The sequence below is a fragment of the Lysinibacillus odysseyi 34hs-1 = NBRC 100172 genome, assembly GCF_001591965.1.
Classification (GTDB): Bacteria; Bacillota; Bacilli; order Bacillales_A; family Planococcaceae; genus Lysinibacillus_B; species Lysinibacillus_B odysseyi.
Genome location: NZ_BCVX01000001.1, coordinates 370815 through 390297 on the forward strand (window position 1 = coordinate 370815; position 19483 = coordinate 390297).

21 protein-coding genes and 1 riboswitch are annotated in these 19483 nt (G+C 40.0%); of the genes, 2 read left to right on the forward strand and 19 right to left on the reverse strand.

The features are described from left to right. Positions 1-46: 46 nt before the first annotated feature. The 6 genes from BOD01S_RS02000 to BOD01S_RS02025 form a co-directional block, all read right to left on the reverse strand. Positions 47-475, reverse strand: a complete 429-nt coding sequence (locus tag BOD01S_RS02000) for an immunity protein YezG family protein (RefSeq protein WP_036155146.1) — start codon at positions 473-475, stop codon at positions 47-49. A gap of 51 nt (positions 476-526) precedes the next feature. Then, positions 527-952 carry a hypothetical protein gene (locus tag BOD01S_RS02005; protein WP_036155148.1) on the reverse strand — a complete coding sequence of 142 codons (426 nt, stop codon included), beginning with the start codon at positions 950-952 and terminating at the stop codon, positions 527-529. 276 nt (positions 953-1228) lie between these two features. Further along, the gene (locus BOD01S_RS02010) at positions 1229-1762 is read right to left on the reverse strand and encodes a VUT family protein (protein WP_036155150.1); all 534 of its coding nucleotides are present in this window, start codon (positions 1760-1762) and stop codon (positions 1229-1231) included. 60 nt (positions 1763-1822) lie between these two features. Then, positions 1823-2482: a 7-cyano-7-deazaguanine synthase QueC gene (gene queC / locus BOD01S_RS02015; RefSeq protein WP_036155152.1), complete on the reverse strand. Its 660-nt coding sequence runs from the start codon at positions 2480-2482 to the stop codon at positions 1823-1825. A gap of 114 nt (positions 2483-2596) precedes the next feature. Then, positions 2597-3097 carry a preQ(1) synthase gene (queF, locus tag BOD01S_RS02020; protein WP_036155154.1) on the reverse strand — a complete coding sequence of 167 codons (501 nt, stop codon included), beginning with the start codon at positions 3095-3097 and terminating at the stop codon, positions 2597-2599. A 120-nt stretch (positions 3098-3217) separates the two neighbouring features. After that, a riboswitch (PreQ1 riboswitch) is annotated at positions 3218-3264 on the reverse strand. 236 nt (positions 3265-3500) lie between these two features. Further along, the gene (locus tag BOD01S_RS02025; protein ID WP_036155155.1) at positions 3501-5054 is read right to left on the reverse strand and encodes a histidine kinase N-terminal 7TM domain-containing diguanylate cyclase; all 1554 of its coding nucleotides are present in this window, start codon (positions 5052-5054) and stop codon (positions 3501-3503) included. A 216-nt stretch (positions 5055-5270) separates the two neighbouring features. Here BOD01S_RS02025 and BOD01S_RS02030 point away from each other — a divergent pair, with 216 nt between their 5' ends. Next, positions 5271-5501 carry a hypothetical protein gene (locus BOD01S_RS02030; protein ID WP_036155158.1) on the forward strand — a complete coding sequence of 77 codons (231 nt, stop codon included), beginning with the start codon at positions 5271-5273 and terminating at the stop codon, positions 5499-5501. A 218-nt stretch (positions 5502-5719) separates the two neighbouring features. Here the strand turns inward: BOD01S_RS02030 and BOD01S_RS02035 are convergent, their stop codons facing one another. The 8 genes from BOD01S_RS02035 to BOD01S_RS02065 form a co-directional block, all read right to left on the reverse strand. Next, complete coding sequence (locus BOD01S_RS02035) at positions 5720-6397, reverse strand: hypothetical protein (protein ID WP_052124861.1); 678 nt, start codon at positions 6395-6397, stop codon at positions 5720-5722. Positions 6398-6416: 19 nt separating this feature from the next. After that, entirely contained in the window at positions 6417-7769 is a 1353-nt protein-coding gene (locus BOD01S_RS02040) for an arsenic transporter (protein ID WP_052124862.1), read from the reverse strand. Continuing rightward, a complete protein-coding gene (locus tag BOD01S_RS22790) occupies positions 7759-7911 on the reverse strand; it encodes a hypothetical protein (RefSeq protein WP_156117036.1) in 153 nt (50 codons plus the stop codon). Before BOD01S_RS22790 ends, BOD01S_RS02040 begins: the two co-directional genes overlap by 11 nt. Positions 7912-8311: 400 nt before the next feature. Continuing rightward, entirely contained in the window at positions 8312-8806 is a 495-nt protein-coding gene (locus BOD01S_RS02045; protein ID WP_036155165.1) for a hypothetical protein, read from the reverse strand. Positions 8807-9363: 557 nt separating this feature from the next. Then, complete coding sequence (locus BOD01S_RS02050; RefSeq protein WP_036155173.1) at positions 9364-10866, reverse strand: malate:quinone oxidoreductase; 1503 nt, start codon at positions 10864-10866, stop codon at positions 9364-9366. Between the two features lie 574 nt (positions 10867-11440). Continuing rightward, on the reverse strand, positions 11441-11710 hold the full coding sequence (locus BOD01S_RS02055) for a hypothetical protein (protein WP_036155174.1): 270 nt from the start codon (positions 11708-11710) through the stop codon (positions 11441-11443). Between the two features lie 165 nt (positions 11711-11875). Beyond that, complete coding sequence (locus BOD01S_RS02060; RefSeq protein WP_036155176.1) at positions 11876-12112, reverse strand: hypothetical protein; 237 nt, start codon at positions 12110-12112, stop codon at positions 11876-11878. 148 nt (positions 12113-12260) lie between these two features. Then, positions 12261-12806, reverse strand: a complete 546-nt coding sequence (locus tag BOD01S_RS02065) for a cupin domain-containing protein (RefSeq protein ID WP_036155178.1) — start codon at positions 12804-12806, stop codon at positions 12261-12263. A 111-nt stretch (positions 12807-12917) separates the two neighbouring features. On the opposite strand from BOD01S_RS02065, the gene BOD01S_RS02070 reads away from it, so the two are divergent. Further along, positions 12918-13523, forward strand: a complete 606-nt coding sequence (locus BOD01S_RS02070) for a LysE family translocator (protein ID WP_407655987.1) — start codon at positions 12918-12920, stop codon at positions 13521-13523. A 127-nt stretch (positions 13524-13650) separates the two neighbouring features. Here BOD01S_RS02070 and ahpF read toward each other — a convergent pair whose 3' ends face one another. The 5 genes from ahpF to BOD01S_RS02095 form a co-directional block, all read right to left on the reverse strand. Beyond that, complete coding sequence (gene ahpF / locus BOD01S_RS02075) at positions 13651-15210, reverse strand: alkyl hydroperoxide reductase subunit F (protein ID WP_036155457.1); 1560 nt, start codon at positions 15208-15210, stop codon at positions 13651-13653. Between the two features lie 137 nt (positions 15211-15347). Further along, positions 15348-15911, reverse strand: a complete 564-nt coding sequence (gene ahpC, locus BOD01S_RS02080; RefSeq protein ID WP_036155181.1) for an alkyl hydroperoxide reductase subunit C — start codon at positions 15909-15911, stop codon at positions 15348-15350. A 224-nt stretch (positions 15912-16135) separates the two neighbouring features. After that, positions 16136-18124: an EAL domain-containing protein gene (locus BOD01S_RS02085; RefSeq protein ID WP_233153116.1), complete on the reverse strand. Its 1989-nt coding sequence runs from the start codon at positions 18122-18124 to the stop codon at positions 16136-16138. Positions 18125-18483: 359 nt separating this feature from the next. Further along, entirely contained in the window at positions 18484-18750 is a 267-nt protein-coding gene (locus tag BOD01S_RS02090; RefSeq protein WP_036155187.1) for a hypothetical protein, read from the reverse strand. A gap of 92 nt (positions 18751-18842) precedes the next feature. Further along, positions 18843-19418, reverse strand: a complete 576-nt coding sequence (locus tag BOD01S_RS02095; protein WP_036155188.1) for a hypothetical protein — start codon at positions 19416-19418, stop codon at positions 18843-18845. Positions 19419-19483 lie beyond the last annotated feature (65 nt).

Below are 19483 nucleotides of genomic sequence, written 5' to 3' on the forward strand. Positions count from 1 at the left end.
GACTCTACCTGATAGGCTTTTTGCAGCCGGTTGACCTGATTTTCCGCTATAATTCCTGTAAGCTGGCCTGTAAATACTCCTTCTCCCATTTTTCCTTTTTTTCGAGAAAGTCTACAGTAGACAAATCGTCATAATCAAATTTGATTTTCATGTTTCCTTTGCTATTTAATTGGAAGGTCAAATTTGTCCAAAGCTCCTGCTCGGCTTCATCAAATGCTAGGAGAAGCCGTTCAAATGCGTCATATAGCGCATTCGCCAGCACTTCCCATTCCCGTTTGCTTCCCTTAAGCATACTGGCTACATCCAGCATGTAAACTGGTTCCGTGCTGAACTCGGGATAATAATAGAAAAACAGCCTATGGTTTTTTTCATCTATTTCCGTATAGAGAAAGATCGTCTGCCATTTCTCCGGAATCATCTTCACCAAAATGTCGGCAACTTCCTGATAAATTCTCTCCATCTCTTTTGTGACCATCTTATTCCCCCTGCTATTTTATTCACCGTTTCCCCATCATTTGCTTTCTTATTAGTTAAGCGTGATATATTCCATCTGTTCTTCTCCGTCCAGTCCCTGCCATACTATTTGAACTTGATAAGAAATATTGTCTGTTGGCGGGTCGCCGAAAAATAAATCCGGGAATGAAAAAGGATGGAGGGTATGAACCGTTCCATCAACATTGTCTACCCAATCCGAGAACTCTGTTCTGCTGACGATAACTTCCTCCCCCTCTAAAAATGCCAGCTTCTTTACGGTAAGTTCTTCCGTTGTTTTTTGTTCCACCGAAAGCATCCAGCCTCCTTCTAAACTGCCTGGGCCCTGTTCTTGGAAAAGTACCTTCCATGTGCCATCTTTAGAGCTGCCCTTCATCGTATGGGTGGAATAGTCCCAGTAAATGAATCCGGCAATAGCGAGCACGAATACACCAACTAAAGCAGCGTAAAATTTCATCATTTCCCTGTTCCTTTCTCTTTGCCTGCTAAGAATCGTTTCCTCCTTTTTTCTGCATATAAGCGTCGAACTCCTTTGTCTTTTTGCGGGTAAATTAAAAACAGGTCTATTGCCTAATGGCAATAGACCTGTCAGCCTGTTGAAAAACGCTTTCATCCAGCATTGCTTGCCTCACTCGTCCGCTCATGAACTTAGGTTCTATTCGCGTCTTCGCTCATCGGCGCGCCTTGTTTGGCAAGCGTTTTCAAGACAGGCTGGGTATACCTTCTGTCAGTAATTCTACACTAACGCCTTTTCCTTTCTTACATGTACCTGATTCAGAATCAGTGCACCAAACAGTTGGATGATCGTTTTCACGATAATTTGCCCTAAAATAGCAGTCGGCACCGCCTCCCAAGGCAGTATTCCGGCGCCAAGCGGACTTAAGCCGACAATGACAAAGACAGCAGAATCGAGTAATCCACCGACAATACCGCTGTAAAGTACACGCCAAGCCATTGGCAGTTTTAGGCGCGTATAGATTTCTGTATCGGCAGTTTCTGCAATAACAAAAGACAGTGCTGACGCTGCTACAATCATAAGCGTATCTCCTAGCAAAAAGGAAGCGAGCGCTGATAACAGAAGGGCTGTCATAATAAATAAATATGTTTTCGCCCGGCCGTATTTATTTTGCACTAAATCACGGAAAATAAAGGTCGCTCCTACGAAAAGCGTTCCCATCGGTACAATGAACATGCCAAATTCCAATGGTGCAAAGCGTGCCGTCACTACATTGGCAATGACGATTGATAATAAGTAAAATAAAATTCTCATAATCGTACTCCTGTTCTTCTAAATAATTCATCTGTTTAGGCAGGCTGTTTTGAGCTGCTTTTATTCATGTTTTTTTGAGTTCATATACTCCTCAAGCCCTCTTTGACGCAGCTTACATGCCGGGCACTGTCCGCACCCGTCCGCCTTTATACCGTTATAGCAGGTAAGTGTCCGTTCGCGTACAAATTCGAATGCCCCCAGACTGTCCGCCAGTTCCCATGTTTGTGCCTTAGTAAGCCACATAAGCGGTGTGTCGATAACAAATGTCTTATCCATTGATAAATTTAACGATACATTCAATGACTTGATAAAGCTGTCACGGCAGTCCGGATAGCCGCTGAAATCCGTTTCGCACACACCCGTCACAATATGCTTTGCTCCTACCTGTGCAGCCAAAATCCCGGCAAACGTAAGGAACACTAGATTCCGTCCCGGAACGAACGAGGATGGCAGTTCATCATCTTTTCCGTCGCGCACTTCCATATCAGTGCGCGTCAATGCGCTTGGTGCTAACTGGTTAAGGAGAGACATATCAAGGATATGATGCTTGATCTGAAGCTCCTTGGCAATTTCAGCCGCACATTCGATCTCCAGGCGGTGCCTCTGTCCATAATCAAATGTTACTGCTTCTATTTCCGCAAACTGCTTTTGAGCCCAGAAAAGACAGGTTGTACTGTCCTGTCCTCCACTGAAAACAACGATTGCTTTTTCCTGGATCAATAAAATAACTCCTTTCAACGTTAAAAAACGGCATTCTAAGAAAAATGCCGTTTCTTCTTAGTTTTTTTAAAGAGGGGTGCTAAAAACCTCTTGCCTCATACTAGACTTATTTAATTAGCGGTTATCAATTGTTTCTGGGTTAAGGTCATGGTTCATCAGACGGTACTGTGCCATCTCTTCATACTTCGTCCCAGGGCGCCCGTAATTACACCATGGATCAATGGAAATCCCTCCGCGCGGTGTAAACTTTCCCCACACCTCGATATAACGCGGGTCCATCAGCTTGATTAAATCATCCATGATAATATTGACACAGTCCTCGTGGAAGTCACCGTGATTGCGGAAGCTGAACAAATACAGCTTCAATGACTTACTTTCGACGATTTTCTTATCCGGAATATATGAAATGTACATTGTCGCAAAATCCGGCTGTGATGTAATCGGACAAAGACTTGTAAATTCCGGACAATTGAACTTAACGAAGTAATCACGGTTTGTATGAAGATTATCCACCGCCTCCAGTACTTCCGGGGCGTAATCAAATGAATACTTTACATTTTGGTTTCCTAATAATGTTAGTTCCTCTAATCCTTCTTGTTGGCTTCGGCCAGACATAAAAAAACCTCCCTAGTAAATGTGTCCGGACACATAACAAGAGAGGCGCATGGAGTAATCTATTAAACGTATGATTGAAACAAAAAAGCCATGTCCTGTATGGACATGGCATATAGGCATGTTTCCATAGTTTTTTATAGAGGGTATCAGCTATGAACCTCTCCCGTTTAAATCCGGGCATTCTTTTCTTTCACATAATACAGAAATAACGCCGAAACGTCAATTGTATTTTTATAAAGGAAGCCTATTTTGCAATTAACTTGTCCCTTACAAAAGAGACAGGACAGCAATAGGTAAACGGTACTTCCTGTCTTTTGGGCTGAATATTTTCGCGGATGCTTATCCTAAAACCGGTCTCTCCTTTACGAAGCAGTATCTGCCTGTCTATATGATTGCAGCCTTTTTATATTTCCTCATCTTTCCCAGCGATACAGATACGATTACGTCCCGTCTCTTTCGCCTTATATAATGCCTGATCAGCACGTTGCAGCAGCTGGTGCAATGTCTCATTCTTCATTTCCGCAGCACCGATACTCACCGTTATTTTTACCGGACCGCCTTCTGTCATGACGGGTTGCTGCTCAATAGCTCCCCGGAGTTTTTCGGCAAGTGTTATCCCCTCTTCAAGAGATGCTTTTACCAAACCGATAAACTCTTCCCCGCCGTACCGCGCAAAAAGGGCTTGTCCGGCAAACTGGAGCCGAATTGTTTTAGCTACATGCACGAGCACCTCATCTCCCACATGATGCCCATATGTATCATTCACCTTTTTAAAATGGTCAACATCTATCAAAATGACGGTAAATGGGGCAGATTGAGCTCTCAATTGATCAAATTCACGATTGCTTTTTTCAAAAAAAGCGCGACGGTTATACAGCTGGGTCAATTCATCAAAATGGGCCTGATGCTCCAATTTTTTATGCAGCTGCATCAGTTCGGTAATATCAGTAAAAATGAGCAGAAACCCCTTTCTATCTGCTGCCCCTACGATAGTCGATGTCCGGATTTTATAGATGTGCTCTTGCTCATTGATGGTAAGCATGATATCACTACTGGATTTTGCCGTAAAAGCCTGAACGGAAAAAGGCACGCCGGTAAGCTCAAGCCATAGTTTTTCAAATTCATAGCCGAGCATTTTTTTGTTCAATGAAGGAAGCATGCTTCTAAGCGGCTCATTAAATTCAATCAGCCTGCGAGATTCATCAAGTACTGCTACCCCATCATTCATACTATTGAAAATGACATCTTTAGCAACCGGCATAATCGCAAACAGGCCGGAAGAACGGATTGACCAAAAATAGAAAAGCGATGAGAGCCATAAAACCATCGGCACCGGGTCAATCCCTGCAGGTGTCAAACCAATCAAATAGACAAAGGCTGTAAATATCGGGACAAACTGACCGCAAATAAGAGAAAGAAGCTGGGGGCGGTATGGTTTCGCCGTTTCCTTCCACCGGGACAAAGCTAAAATGAAGGCAGCAAACATACAGCTAAAAATAAATGTGCCATGAATGGTATACCATATTCCAATTTCCTGATGGACAAAGGGCATACCAAGATCTTTATCAAACTCAAACACTCTATAGTGCAAATGATGGAGATCGTTTGTTGCTACCATTAAAACAGTAATCGTCGGGATAGAAAGAAGCGCAACTATCTTTTTCTTTGTCATTTGGACACCTAAATAGGCCATAATAAACAGCAATCCTGCCGGCGGTGCAAAGGCAATCCCGATATACTGGAATACCGTCCAAATCTTGATTTGTTCCAGTGTTGTCGATAACAGACCAAATGCAGCAGCAAAGCAGTAAATCGTCGTTACAAAGGAATTAAATAAAAAAAACTTCAGGACTGTTGAATAATGATGACGCTTGCCGAACGCATAGATGGTCAAAAAAAGATTCATCACTCCCGACGTGCAAATCAGCGCAATATAAGCCGTTATTTGAGAACTCACAGTAGGATACCTCTTCTACTCACAATTTTATTTAAATGTAGCATAGTTGAAAAAATTTGTGGATAACTATTCAGTGAATCGGCAGAAGAAAAGAAATATAGTAACTTTTCGACCATCCAGCATACATTATTCACCTTTCCCCTTACCTATCTAGTATTCAATGGAAAAACCAGCATACTCTAATAGCTTGACTCATATCCTCTAGAAGAAAGGATGATGAACATGAAAATCATTTTAGAATATACAGAGCTATTGGAGCAAATCTATGAGATTTCCATTGCTGTACTGCTCCTATTCTCTATTTTAACTCTCCGTCTTTTTAGGAAAATTAGACGTGAGAGAAAACTATCTCTCTTTGAATCACTAATGTTTTTAGTGCTTAAAATCGCTATTTTCTTATGGTTAGCCAGTTTTCTTCTTCTAAACTACGGTGATTATTTACCTTAACTACATTTACATTGGAAAAGTAATCGTGCCTAACGCAATGGTTGATAAATATCCTTTCCCGTAAGAGGCGGCAGCTTACAGTAACCTGAAAGAAGAGCCTTTACTATGTATTTAATGTCAAAGGATAGACTACCTCTTCTAACATGCAAATACAGGAAAACCGAACAACTCCGCTTTCATAAAGCGTCTGCTATTCGGGGCTCCATGTATCAATATTGCTAAACGACATGTATCGTTTGAATATGATCCATATTAATATAAAGGTTCTCTTTAGCTGTTCGCAACTCAACAATATTATTATGAATAGTTTCAACTTTACCTATATCAGGCACTTTGTCTCCCACATTTATTACTACGAGCCTGCCTATCAATTCTGCAAACTGCATGCTGAAATACTGCTTGTATTGCCGGTCGCTAATTGACATTTTGTAGTTATCTTTAGACAACCCGTATGGCTCCTCGCCATGTATATAAGGAATCAGCCACTTTAGATGTGTAATGGGAATATACATCGTTTTATATATCGGTGAATAGAATACGAAATAGTCGTTTAATACTTCACCTATTGTGCCGTACAGTGGTTTTTTACTAACGACACTAATTTCCGTATACATTCCCCTTGCTTTATGAAGAGCTCCTTCCAACGTTAAATTAACATTTAAACTATTGGAGATAATGCTTGGGAAATCGGCAGGTTTTACAATTTTATTTTCCGTCTCCGCTTCTTCATTCTTAATATCTTTTACGTGGCGAAACGGAATATAAATGAAATTTTCTCCATTAAATAATATAATCATATGGCTGCTGCTATCTATGATTTTTCCTTTAAAAAATTGGTCTCCTACTAAATTGACCATGACGAGTTCTTTATCATTTTGCTGAAACAGATTGTACAAGGTTTCTTCCTCCCGTCTGCTATACAACCCATATAACCCATACATATAAACAAACCAAGCTGATAATCAATCCTACAGGAATGATTAGAATCGTCACTTTTACATACTGCCCCCACGAAATTTTCACTCCGTATTTTTTCAGTATAAACATCCATATTAATGTAGCGAGCGTTCCGATCGGTGTTAATAAAGCACCAATATCGCTGCCTATCACATTAGCAAGATACGTGATTTGCAGCAGCAGCGGATCTAACTCCATATCCATAATAGACATTGTCCCTATCATTACCGCTGGAAGATTGTTTACTAAATTGGATAGGACAGAGGTAACGATCCCCATCACAAACGTGGCATGGATTGCATCTTTCATTACATATTCCTCAGTCATCGCGGCGATCCACTCATTGAAGCCTACATTATTGAGCCCATATACAAGTACATACATATTGAATGCAAATAAAAAAATATGCCATGGAGATTCTTTTACGACATCCAATATACCAATTCCTTTACGGACCCATCTATATAACATGAGAATAAATGCGCCAAATAGACCAATCCATTCAATCGAAATACCATATGGTGTAAGAATGAAAAATCCTACTCTCGTTGCTACTACAATGATTAAACAGACTTTGAACATATACCAGTCTATTTCTTCATCCCTGCTGCTTGTATCAAGCGGGTGAGTATATAAATAGTTACTATTCAAGGGCATATGTTGAAAAAAATTAGCAGAAAAATGAGGAGGTATATCTTTTTTAAAATAGGTATATAAAAGCAAGGCAATTACGAAAATGCCAAGCATGGATGGAACAAACATCATCGTCACATAACTATTTAAGCTCAATCCAACAATTTCTAGAGCTATAAGATTTGAAATATTACTAACTGCAATCGGTGCACTGGCAGAGGTAGCTATCAATGCGCCTGAGATCAAATAAGGTAACATTTGATGAGGTTTAAACTTAAGCATTTGGATGATGCGGATAATAATAGGGGTTGTAATTAATATGCTGCCGTCATTATTAAAAAGCACCGTCATTAAAAAGCAAAGCAGGTTGGTATAAATATAAAGTCTTATACCCGAACCTCTAGACTTTTTTACTATATTTATAGCAACCCATTTAAAAAAACCTATGCTTTCCAAAACGATAGACATCATGATGGTTGAGAGAATAGTGAGTGAGGGGCCGCTAATAATACCAATAATCCCGATGACATCTGACCAAGAAACAATGCCTATCATCAGCACAAGAACTGCGCCGATAGTGGTAGGAATTGTTTCATTTATATCAAAAGGCCTCCATAGCATGAAGATGACAGTGAGTGTAAAAATAATAAGCATGACTATTAATGAGCTATCCCACATTTATATCCGCCGCCTCATTACTGGTGATTTTCGGTGGTGTTACTACTCTTGTTAAGTCCTTTTCATCCGGTACTTTTATAAATAGTGTGTAAAAGAGTCCCCCGACTGCGGAAAAGTAAAGGATTATTAACGTAATGAGCACTTAGCTCACCCCCCTTCAGCCCAAAACCTTGCTTGATAACCACTGTAAAAAAGGAAATTTAAAATTCAATATGCACTAACCGGTATGGTTGGCGTTCAACTGATAATGTGCATATTAATTTGGCCATCAATTCGCTTATCTTGTAAGAATAGGTTTATGTCATGACGGATATTTCTTTATCTCTAACACACAGACCCTTCGTTTGAGCGCAGGCAAAATAATCACCAGAAAAGAATGCAATAACCTATCTGTTGTTTGCATTTCGTGATCAGTGTAGCAGCACTATTAATCAGGCCGTTATTTTTCTTAACCGATAAATGCTATCCAGACCAAGCGGATAAAAATTACGTTAAATCTTTTAAATCCAATAGCTGTACATTTTATAACTTACCTGGGCAGCCTAGTTTCTTTTTCTAGCTCCAGTATTTTTCCCGCCCTCATTCTTTTCCTGCTCATCTTCTTTTTTGGCATGTTTCATATGACCATAGCTGATATTTCGAATATGGAACATGGAATACCTTACTAACTCATCTTTCGAAAAGACAGAAATATAGTCATTCTCCACCTCATTCAGCATTCCCTCCAGCATTTCCGGTCCACCACGGTTGACCTTTACCCACTGGTTTCTGAATTTTGGGATGACGTTTTTAAAAGCGTCCCCTTTGTGCCATACTAGATTTTCAGGTACTTCGAAATCTTGATCCAGCCCGCCTTTTACATCAACCGTGACACTTTTGACATGCTGCATTTTATAGTAGACGACACCATCCTCTTTCGTGTACATAGTGAAATGATCTCCCCCTACGTCCAATAGCTTTCCTACACGGGATTCAGGTCCTCCCCTGTCTACCTTGATTACACTATTGACAAGTGTAAGCATCAGTTCTTTGTTCATACTGCTGCACCCTCCCTCTTATTATTTACTCAATAATATGTCTTCATTATTTGGTTCACGTAGTTAGGAGCCTATAATTAAAAAAATTCTCCAATATCGATTCAAATTAAATTACTGTTTGAAGACATATTTTTGCCTATTTGGTATGGGCTTTTATATATAAGGACAAGCCCCTAAACAGGAAAACGTAAAAAATTTTATCGACTGGTGCTCCACAGAAAGCAAGAGAAAATAGTACCTTCTGTTCTGCAGCGACTAAAAAGTGTCAGTTTATCTTGATAGAATTTATTTACCGGAAATTGTAAGTTTTTCTGTATCTCACCTAAAGATGGTAGTCCCATTTGTTAATACAAGAACTATAGCAGAAGCGATTCCTGAAATTAAAAAGCGCAGCTAGAATATTATCTGCATATATACACCCCGGCTATCCTGCTTTTACAGAAATAAACGGTTTGTTCACTAATAGGCTGGCCTGCACAACCGGCTTTTTTCATAACAAAAAAACCTTCCATCCAATAAGGATGAAAGGTTTTGTTGCAGCCTAATCTACCGGTTGATTAGCTCTGCACAGATGCGTTTTTATTTAAGCCAAGTGCTTGATCTGCATTTTCATTGATTTGTTTTAGTAATTCTGGGTTTTTTGCTAAAGAAATACCGTAAGATGGGATCATTTCTTTAATTTTAGTTTCCCATTCCTTCGCCTGAGCTGGGAAACATTTATTGATTACTTCCAGCATAACTGGAACAGCTGTAGAAGCACCTGGAGAAGCTCCTAGTAATGCAGCGATCGAGCCGTCTTCTGCACTAACTACTTCTGTACCGAATTGAAGTGTACCTTTACCGCCTGCTTGTGTATCTTTAATAACTTGTACACGTTGGCCGGCAACGACGATATCCCAATCTTCCACTTTTGCATTCGGAATGAACTCACGTAGTTCTTCAATACGCTGTTCTTTCGATAGCAATAATTGCTCAACCAAGTATTTTGTCAATTTCATTTCTTTTACGCCTGCTGCCAATAACGTTGTAATGTTATGTGGTTTTACAGAAGCGAATAAGTCTAGGTTTGAACCAGTTTTCAGGAACTTCGGAGAGAAGCCTGCAAATGGACCGAATAATAGTGATTTTTTATTGTCGATATAGCGAGTATCAAGGTGAGGAACAGACATTGGCGGCGCGCCAACTTTTGCTTTTCCGTACACTTTTGCATGATGCTGCTCAACAATTTCTTGGTTTTTACATACTAAGAATAGACCGCTGATCGGGAATCCACCGATGTGTTTTCCTTCTGGAATGCCTGATTTTTGAAGAAGCTCCAAGCTGCCGCCACCAGCGCCAAGGAATACGAATTTCGCTGTATGGTATTCCATTTTGCAAGCGTCTTGGTCATGAACTTTTACTTCCCATAGACCTTCTTTTGTACGTTTTAATCCTTTTACGCTATGTTTGTAATCTATTTCCACACCTTGTTTTTGCAGATGTTCAAATAGCATACGTGTTAATGCACCAAAGTTTACATCTGTACCCGCATCTACTTTTGTCGCCGCAATGCGTTCGCTTGCCGGACGGTTATTCATAATAAGCGGAATCCATTTTTTTAATGTTTCTGGGTCATCTGAGAATTCCATGTCTTGGAATAATGGGTTTTGTTTCATCGCTTCATAACGACGCTTTAAGAACTGTACGTTCTCCTCGCCTTGTACCATACTCATGTGTGGTAGTGGCATAATGAAGTCTTCTGGGTTGCTGATTAGCTTGTTGTTGACTAAATGAGACCAGAATTGTTTTGATACTTGGAACTGTTCGTTTACGTTGATTGCTTTTGAAATGTTTACTGTTCCATCTGCATTTTCAGACGTATAGTTTAGTTCACAAAGCGCTGCGTGCCCTGTTCCGGCATTGTTCCATTCGTTTGAACTTTCTTCACCAGCTTTATCAAGATGCTCGAATACTTTAATATTCATGTCTGGTGCTAATTCTTTTAGAAGTGTCCCTAAAGTAGCACTCATGATACCAGCGCCAACTAAAATGACATCTGTTTTCGTTTCATTATTGCTCATTTTTACCATCCTTATTCCCTATTATATTTAGAAAGGATGTAGGCGTCCTGCTTAAGTGCCACACCAAGCCAAGGCGCGAACACCTTCCCTGTATCAACTTTACCATCTCATAGTGTATCACAATTATTTTTAGATTGAAATATCTACTATTATATAATAATTTCAAGCTACTTGGTGAGACACTTACTAATGAGGCTTCACTACTAGATGAAAACGTAAAACAATCTGTTCTTAGCATTTTCGTTTTACCATTTCATAGTGTATCATATTCATTTTTATATTAAAATAATTTTGCTCTTCTCGCAACCTATTGACTATCAAGAGATTTCTCTCGAAATATACCTTTCCAAGAAGCTATGTGCTTTCCCTGAAATAACATTTTCAATAAACGGTTGTAGAAAAAAACGTCCTATTCCTTGGAATAATCGACATGAAAGAGTAGCACATTAATCTAAAGATATATGTAAAAGCATGTTCAATTTATTTTCGGACTATAACAAAGTCTAAAGGGCTGATAAAAAAATTTAGCTATCTAAAAGCCCGCATGGAAAATCCATACGGGTTCAGGCATTTTTTATAAGTTCTCTTGCGTTTCCTGCAATTGCTGTTTAATCGTATCAAGCATTTCTTTGTTTTGTTCCACCATATCCATATGCTCTTGGTGCTGCTCTGCATTCAGCAATGCATTTTCCGCATGTTCAATGGAGTTGAAGGCGTGTTCCATCGCGATTTCTTCCGGATGTGACATCACCTGCTTCACCGCACGATTTGCCTTCTGCACAGAATTGGTTAGTAATGTACTTGGATGATCTTTCTTCCAGCTAGTATCTGAATGCTTCGCCATATATTTTCCCCTTCCTCACTTGTTTTTTCGAATGCTTAGTATTCGAAGGAGAAAAGAAAATATGCGTGAAGACACTTGGTGAGAAGCTGCACATACTGTCCTCTGTTAGTAAATCACACGCTTTTTAGGAGAAACCCTACAATCAAGCAACTGCGCCAAATATATTTAAACAGCTTTTTTATATAACTTTCTTACGTAGATTTTTTCAGCAATAGCGCTTGCTGCAAGCCCGATTATGAACGGTAAAAATGAGCTGGCCGAAAAAAAGAATCCTTCATCGCCGGCTTCATATTCGTAACTGAACTTCAGCCAGTCAACAGAAAATTGTTCACCAATCAATATTAACGCACTTGAAATAATAATAAACGTAAAAAGTCCAACGAGAAAGCGCTTGTATCTCATATAACCCCTCCTTTTTTAGGGAAGATCACCGTCTTCAGTATCTAATCTTCCGTGCACGAAATTAAATTATTTTCTATTACCATACTTCCGTAGAAATGTAAAAAAACGCTGTAGTCACTTGCTAATCCGATGTCTTATAAAATTTCTTTTAGAATGAAGGCGGTGTGACAGAAAATAAAATGCTGACCGGGTGTTGTGATTCGTTACGCCATTGGTGAGTCGTATGAGCCGGAACTTTTACACTGTCCCCTGTTGCCAATATATATTCCTCTCCTATTAGCGTTAAATGAATCGGCCCGTTTAATATAAAGGCCACTTCCTCTCCTTTATGACTCATCGGTGTTTCTGAAGATGATTTTCCCGGCGGCAGGTGCATAATGGCTGTAGCAAGCTGACTTGTAAAATCAGGCGACACTAATTCGTATGCAATACCATCAATCACCATTTGTTTTCTTTCATTCTTTCTTATGACGAGCTCCCTTGTATCCACTTCATCCATTAAAAACGTAAAAACCGGTACATCCAATGCTTTGGCAAGTGATTTCAATGTCTGAATGGATGGATTGCTATGGCCTTTTTCTATTTGACTGAGCATTGATGGTGTAATAGCTGCTTGTTTCGCTAAGTCCCGCAGCGAAAGGGCTGCCTGTTTGCGGTATTGTTCTACTTTTAAACCGATGAATGATTGCTCCACTGGACATACTCCTTATTTGATGTAATTTATTTTGTTGAAGAAGCTCATGATTCATGTTAATTTAAATTTAACATATTAAGTAAAAGTGAACAAATATAAGGAGTGTGGATGGTGATTACCTATTTGGTTATGACGTTTTTTGTTGTCTTGAGTCCCGGAATCGATACAGCCCTGATTACAAAGCGGACGATTGCTAATGGTAAGAAGGAAGGTTTGCAAATGGCATTTGGGATTACAGCAGGTTCCATTGTTCACACACTTGCTGCGACATTAGGTATTTCCATGCTCATCTTGCAGTCCGCCGTCGCATTCACTCTATTAAAATGGGTTGGCGCTTTGTATTTAATCTATTTAGGCATTCGTTCATTTATTAAAAAGCCAATAGAGCAACCAACCGAAGGCAAACTATTCAATCATGGCCATGCTTTTAAAGAAGGCCTTCTATCCAATATTTTAAATCCAAAGGTCGCTATCTTTTTTATTACTTTTCTGCCGCAATTTGTAACGGCAAAAGAAACAGCTATGATCGAGCTATTAATGATGGGAAGCATATACGCCATTGTTTCGATTTTATGGTTCGTCTGTTATGTGTTTTTTTTATACTATGTGCGGAAATGGCTTCTATCTCCGCAGGTGCAGGGCTATATGGAAAAAGCAACCGGTATCGTACTTGTAGGCTTTGGCATCAAGCTTTTGTTTACGCAAAATGAAGCGTAAGTTTATAGAATGCCTATTTTCTTTATATCAGTAATTAGTTCAAAAAAGAAGCATTCCTCGTAAAAAGGAATGCTTCTTCTTCATTTTGGTGAAGTAATGATACCCACCATGGACTTCTATAGAACGATTATACGCCCACAAGCTCCTGTGTTGGCGCTGTATGGCGGATTAAATAATCAAACGCCCCAAGTGCTGCTGTTGCACCTGAGCCCATAGAGATGACAATTTGTTTATACACAGTATCTGTACAGTCTCCTGCCGCAAATACACCCGGCATGCTTGTTGCACCATGTTTATCGACGATAATTTCGCCGTGTGCGTTTACATCAATCGTACCTCGTAAAAACTCTGTGTTCGGCAGCAGCCCGATTTGAACAAATACACCTTCCAGTTCAATATGGTGCTCTTGCCCGCTGACACGGTCCACATACGTCAGCCCATTTACTTTATCTGTACCTGTGATTTCCTGTGTTAACGCATTTGTCAGAACTGTTACATTTGGTAAACTGCGAAGACGCTCTTGAAGTACGCGGTCCGCTTTTAACTCATTCCCGCGCTGCAGCAGTGTTACATGGTTAACGATACCTGCCAGGTCAATCGCTGCTTCTACACCGGAGTTACCCCCGCCTACTACCGCTACATTCTTCCCTTTGAAGATAGGGCCGTCACAGTGCGGGCAATACGCGACACCTTTATTTTTAAATGCTTCTTCCCCAGGTACACCTAGCTGACGATAGCGGGCACCTGTTGATAGAATCACTGCTTTACTTTTTAAAACAGCACCGTTTTCAAGTTCCACTTCTACTAACTCTTTACGTGAAATATGTGCGACACGCTGTGATTTCATCACTTCAATATCATAATCGGCTACATGCCCTTCCAGGCTTGCAACAAATTTCGGGCCTTCTGTTACTTTTGTTCCGATGATATTCTCAATGGATAGTGTATCGTTTACTTGACCGCCAAAGCGTTCTGCAACAATACCTGTACGAATACCTTTACGTGCAGTATAAATGGCCGCACTTGCACCTGCTGGACCGCCGCCCACAACTAAAACATCAAAAGGTTCGACATTTGCAAACTCGGTGCCGTCTGATTTACTGCCCAATTTTTGCAGAATATCTTCGATTTCCATACGGCCGCCCGCAAAGTTTTCATTGTTTAAGAAAACAGTCGGTACAGCCATAATGTCTTTTGCTTTCACTTCGTCCTGGAATGTGCCGCCTTCAACCATTGTGTGCGTAATATTCGGGTTTAAAACAGCCATAATATTTAGTGCCTGTACGACATCTGGACAGTTGTGGCATGTAAGACTTACGAATGTTTCGAAATGCAGCGGCTCTTGAATTGCTTGGATACGCTTAATGACCGCCTCATCCACTTTTGGTGCACGGCCGCTTACTTGCAATAATGCAAGCACTAACGACGTAAATTCATGCCCTAATGGCAGGCCGGCAAACACAACACCTGAGTCCTCGCCCACTTTATTCACGCTGAAACTCGGCGTACGCTCCAATTGTACATGCTCTACGGTAATGCGTGGAGACATTTTTTCCAATTCTGTGACAAGCTCTACCATATCACGCGATGTTTTATCTTCGCCTGCGCTGATCTTTAGTACAAGATCGCCTTCAAGCATCGTTAAATACTGCTGTAATTGTGCTTTAATTTGTGTATCTAATACCATGTTATTTGCTGCTACAAAACTATTTACCGTAGCAGACCATTCACCTCGCATTCTCTTTAGTAAAAACAGAGCGACAAAAACCAATCAAAGGGATTGTTCTTTGCCGCCTGCATCGCTATATGTTCAGTTTCAAAAGCTTAGATTTTACCTACTAGGTCTAAGCTTGGTGTTAACGTCTCAGCGCCTTCTTGCCATTTTGCAGGGCAAACTTCGCCTGGATTGTTGCGAACGTATTGAGCTGCTTTGATTTTGTTAACTAAAGTAGAAGCGTCACGACCAATACCGCCAGCATTGATTTCGTAAGCTTGTACAATACCGTCTGGGTCGATGATGAATGTGCCGCGCTCTGCAAGGCCATCTTCTTCGTTTAATACATCGAATGCTTTTGAGATTGTGTGAGATGGGTCACCAACCATAATATATTCGATTTTACCGATTGTGTCAGAAGTGTCGTGCCATGCTTTATGTGTGAAGTGTGTATCTGTAGATACAGAGTATACTTCTACACCTAATTGTTTTAATGTTGCATATTCGTTTTGTAAGTCTTCTAATTCAGTTGGGCACACAAATGTGAAGTCTGCTGGGTAGAAGCATACTACGCTCCACTGACCTTTGAAGTTTTCTGAAGATACATCGATGAATTCGCCTTTTTGGAATGCTTTTGCTGTGAATTCTTGGATTTCTTTACCGATTAATGCCATGATAATTCCTCCTGCTGTCTGTTATTTATACATTAGTATTCTAATTATGTTAGAATAATTCCAATCAAGATATGAAATTACCATATTGCTGTCATACAGTCAACCCATCCTGCAAAATTCACTACAATAATCGCTATACCAAGCAGAAATTAATGGCTATTCGGTGACAAAGCTTCATGTTTTACCTAACAAAATAATGCTTTATTGTGGCATTCTAATTCCATTTAGTAATTCTCAATTACCTTTTTGCCGATCCACTCTTCTAATTCCTCCGCCTTCATTGGTTTTCCGAAAAAGTACCCTTGAACAATTGGCTGCTTTTCAAGTGATTCCAAGAATTCCATTTGACTCTCAGTTTCTACCCCTTCGATCACTACATGCAATTTTAAGGAATAGCCTAGAATGATAATAGCTTTTAATAGCTCTGCCTCTTTCTCAGATGCAGGGACACCATCTACAAATGATTTATCGATTTTAATCGTAGAAATTGGAATCCGTTTTAAATATGACAATGAAGATAGGCCCGTTCCAAAATCATCAAGCGCTACAGATAACCCTTTTTCCCTGAACTTTTCCAAAGCAGTAATCGCATTATCCATATCATGAATAACACTTGTTTCAGTAATTTCCAGCTCTAATTGCGTCGGATGAATACCATGCATTTCTAAATTTTCGTTCAACGTACTCGTTAAACGCGGCGACGTTACATAAATGCCTGGAATATTAATGGACACCTGTCCAAAAGATATATTGGCTGTGTTCCAAAGGGCAATTTGGTCGCAGACTTTTCCAATAATCCAATCTGTCACATCATAAATTTTTTGTGACTCTTCCAATACCGGGATAAATACCCCAGGAGACACCATGCCATATACTTGGTGATTCCACCGAATTAATGCTTCCACTCCGACGAGTTCACCGTTACCGGGATCTATTTTAGGTTGATATACCAGATACAAATCATCATTGTCCATTGCATGTTGAATATCTGTAACTAGCTGTCTTTCAAAATTGAATGTATGAATAGAAGGATCATATTCAATCACAGCATGGTTATATACCGTTGATGGTGATTGTAAAACAGCCATCGCATTCGCAAAATGCTCCCCGATATAGCAGGGGTCATCTGATTTTGAAAGTGAGCAAACCATCTCTACCGCAATCGCCTGCTCCTCTACGGAAATCGGCTGCTTTACTACTGAACAGATTTGATCTAACACGTCAATTAATTGTTTTGTCTGGTCGCGCTGTGTATTGACAATCGTAAAACGATTTGCCTCCGTTCGGTAAAGCTTTACACTTTCAGGAAGCGTACTTTCAATTCTTTCACTAATACTTTTAACCAGCTCGTCTGCTACAGAATAGCCATACGCTCCTATATATCTTTCCAGATGAGGAAGATGGATGATGGCTACGGCATAGCCCTCTCCCTCTTTTTTCTGATCGTCTGTAAATTGTTTTTGGTTTGGTAATTTCGTCAGGGCATCAAAATTTCTCAAACGAAAATCCACATATTTATCCAGCCGACTTGTCAAAGCTGCCAGCAAAAACAAGCTGATCGTACTGACCGTCACAAACACAATAACCCATAAGACGTCCATCGCATGCTGTTCATGCCCTGCTGTTATCTCGTCAATTGTATAAAACTGCACAGCAACCATTCCTGTATAATGCATACTCGTAATCGCTGTCGCCATCAGAACGGACGTCAATATTTTCACTATTATGCGATCCATCAGTTTCGAAATAATCGAAAAAATATACAGAGAAGCAAAAGATGCTACCATTGCAATGACTATGGAGAATATAAATATACTTGGTTTATAAACATATTCTGCATCCATTTTCATGGCAGCCATTCCGATATAATGCATCAATGAAATACCAAGTCCCATAAAAACGCCCGCAGTAATATAGGTGTAGATGCTCGTATTTTTTCTGTTCGCAAAGTACAACGCTAAATACGAGGCAATGATCGCCGGGACGATCGAAAAAATCGTCGTGCTTATGCGGTATTCCATATGGATAGGCAGCATAAGCGCACTCATACCAATAAAATGCATTGACCATATACCAAGCCCCATGGCTAAAGAGGCAAGCGTAAGCCACACATTTTTATGGAAAAAGCCATTTTCCCTTATGCGCCGATTAATAAATAACGCTGTATAAGAAGCAGCAAAAGCGATAAGGAAAGACAGTACAACAAGTGGCATTGAATATTCCCCTTTTATAAGGTGGACATCCAATGAAGCAGGTAGGTTAAACATAATGCAAACTCTCCATCTTCTATAATAATCACTCTTCCTATATCGACAACTATAGGTCATTTATAACACAAAAATAGCTGTGTTTAAAAACTTTTTTATCTTTCCACTCAAATTTCTGACTATTATTACAATAAGGTAATATGTTGGAAATAACCTTTGATTTTGGATATGCTTTATCGGGTTTCTACACTGTCTTCGATGAATATCCTTAGGAGCAATCACTTTATGGATTGACCTCTGCACAGGCATAATAAAAAGGCTTATAGGTATGTAATCCAAACCTATAAACCCTTTTCTCATTCCCGTTAAAATAGCTTAAAAAGATAAAAAGATCCAACAGGGTAGACACTATTTACCGCAACCGCTATGAGTGATTTCATGCGCGGTTCCTTCAGAACAAGAGCCCCGATGCCTAGCATAATACCAGCAAATGTAACGAGCGGAAAGAAAATAATCCCTAACAGCACAATGCCTGCAAGCACCCCTGCTTCGATAACTATCAGTGCAAAATAGCTTATTAAAACAATTATATTAAACGCCGCGCACATACAGGACATTTTATAGACAGCCATACAAAGACCTCCAGTAATTGTAAAGCAACTCTTAGTAGTACAGTCTATTTTCTATATTTCTCGATAACGGCTTTTCACTACAAATGATCCGCTTAATAAATAAACGCCTCCAGCTCCGCTGCCTTTTGCCCATCCAATTGATTTGTGACGCCATATAATTCGCCTTTTCCGTCATGGTTTATGATGATATCAAGATCGTGAAGCAATTCGGTGAAGTAAGTAATCGCTTTATGTAAGGACTCGGTTGCTTCTGCCGTTCCAATCCCCTGCTTCTCCTCTTCTAAGCGTACATACATAAAATGGCTGATCGTAGTCCCAAGCACCTGTAAAGTTGTGAAGTCCTTCTGAAGGTATTCCCCTTGGACTCGGAAATATTTAGAGCTCTCTGTTGAAATAGCAGTTGCTTTCGTTGCATATTCGTGAACATCCGTTGTTTTCGCCATTTCCTCGGCATGATAGGCGATCCATGCTTGTAATGTTGGCTCAATACCGTATTTGTTGAAGCCTTCTGGAGTGGATACATCCTTCCATACCTTTTTATCATTCATTACTTCCATTACTTGCTCGTCTTTTACTTCTTTCTTCAGCTGAGGTACAGCTTCCTCGGTACACCCTGCAAGCAATCCGCTTATGACAAATGCTGCGAGCACGAAATTTATCCGCTTCATCCCTCTCCCCCTTTATGGAAATAAGACGCGGCATTCCACTCGTTTGTTTCCTAATCCATACCTTT

Excerpts from the sequence above, each read along its gene's own strand:
- BOD01S_RS02000 (WP_036155146.1), bottom strand. The coding sequence starts at position 475 with ATGGTCACAAAAGAGATGGAGAGAATTTATCAGGAAGTTGCCGACATT.
- BOD01S_RS02005 (WP_036155148.1), bottom strand. The coding sequence starts at position 952 with ATGATGAAATTTTACGCTGCTTTAGTTGGTGTATTCGTGCTCGCTATT.
- BOD01S_RS02010 (WP_036155150.1), bottom strand. The coding sequence starts at position 1,762 with ATGAGAATTTTATTTTACTTATTATCAATCGTCATTGCCAATGTAGTG.
- queF (WP_036155154.1), bottom strand. The coding sequence starts at position 3,097 with ATGTCTGGCCGAAGCCAACAAGAAGGATTAGAGGAACTAACATTATTA.
- BOD01S_RS02030 (WP_036155158.1), top strand. The coding sequence starts at position 5,271 with ATGAACATGAAAATCATTTTAGAATATACAGAGCTATTGGAGCAAATC.
- BOD01S_RS02040 (WP_052124862.1), bottom strand. The coding sequence starts at position 7,769 with ATGTGGGATAGCTCATTAATAGTCATGCTTATTATTTTTACACTCACT.
- BOD01S_RS02045 (WP_036155165.1), bottom strand. The coding sequence starts at position 8,806 with ATGAACAAAGAACTGATGCTTACACTTGTCAATAGTGTAATCAAGGTA.
- BOD01S_RS02050 (WP_036155173.1), bottom strand. The coding sequence starts at position 10,866 with ATGAGCAATAATGAAACGAAAACAGATGTCATTTTAGTTGGCGCTGGT.
- BOD01S_RS02055 (WP_036155174.1), bottom strand. The coding sequence starts at position 11,710 with ATGGCGAAGCATTCAGATACTAGCTGGAAGAAAGATCATCCAAGTACA.
- BOD01S_RS02060 (WP_036155176.1), bottom strand. The coding sequence starts at position 12,112 with ATGAGATACAAGCGCTTTCTCGTTGGACTTTTTACGTTTATTATTATT.
- ahpF (WP_036155457.1), bottom strand. The coding sequence starts at position 15,210 with ATGGTATTAGATACACAAATTAAAGCACAATTACAGCAGTATTTAACG.
- ahpC (WP_036155181.1), bottom strand. The coding sequence starts at position 15,911 with ATGGCATTAATCGGTAAAGAAATCCAAGAATTCACAGCAAAAGCATTC.
- BOD01S_RS02085 (WP_233153116.1), bottom strand. The coding sequence starts at position 18,124 with ATGCCACTTGTTGTACTGTCTTTCCTTATCGCTTTTGCTGCTTCTTAT.
- BOD01S_RS02090 (WP_036155187.1), bottom strand. The coding sequence starts at position 18,750 with ATGGCTGTCTATAAAATGTCCTGTATGTGCGCGGCGTTTAATATAATT.
- BOD01S_RS02095 (WP_036155188.1), bottom strand. The coding sequence starts at position 19,418 with ATGAAGCGGATAAATTTCGTGCTCGCAGCATTTGTCATAAGCGGATTG.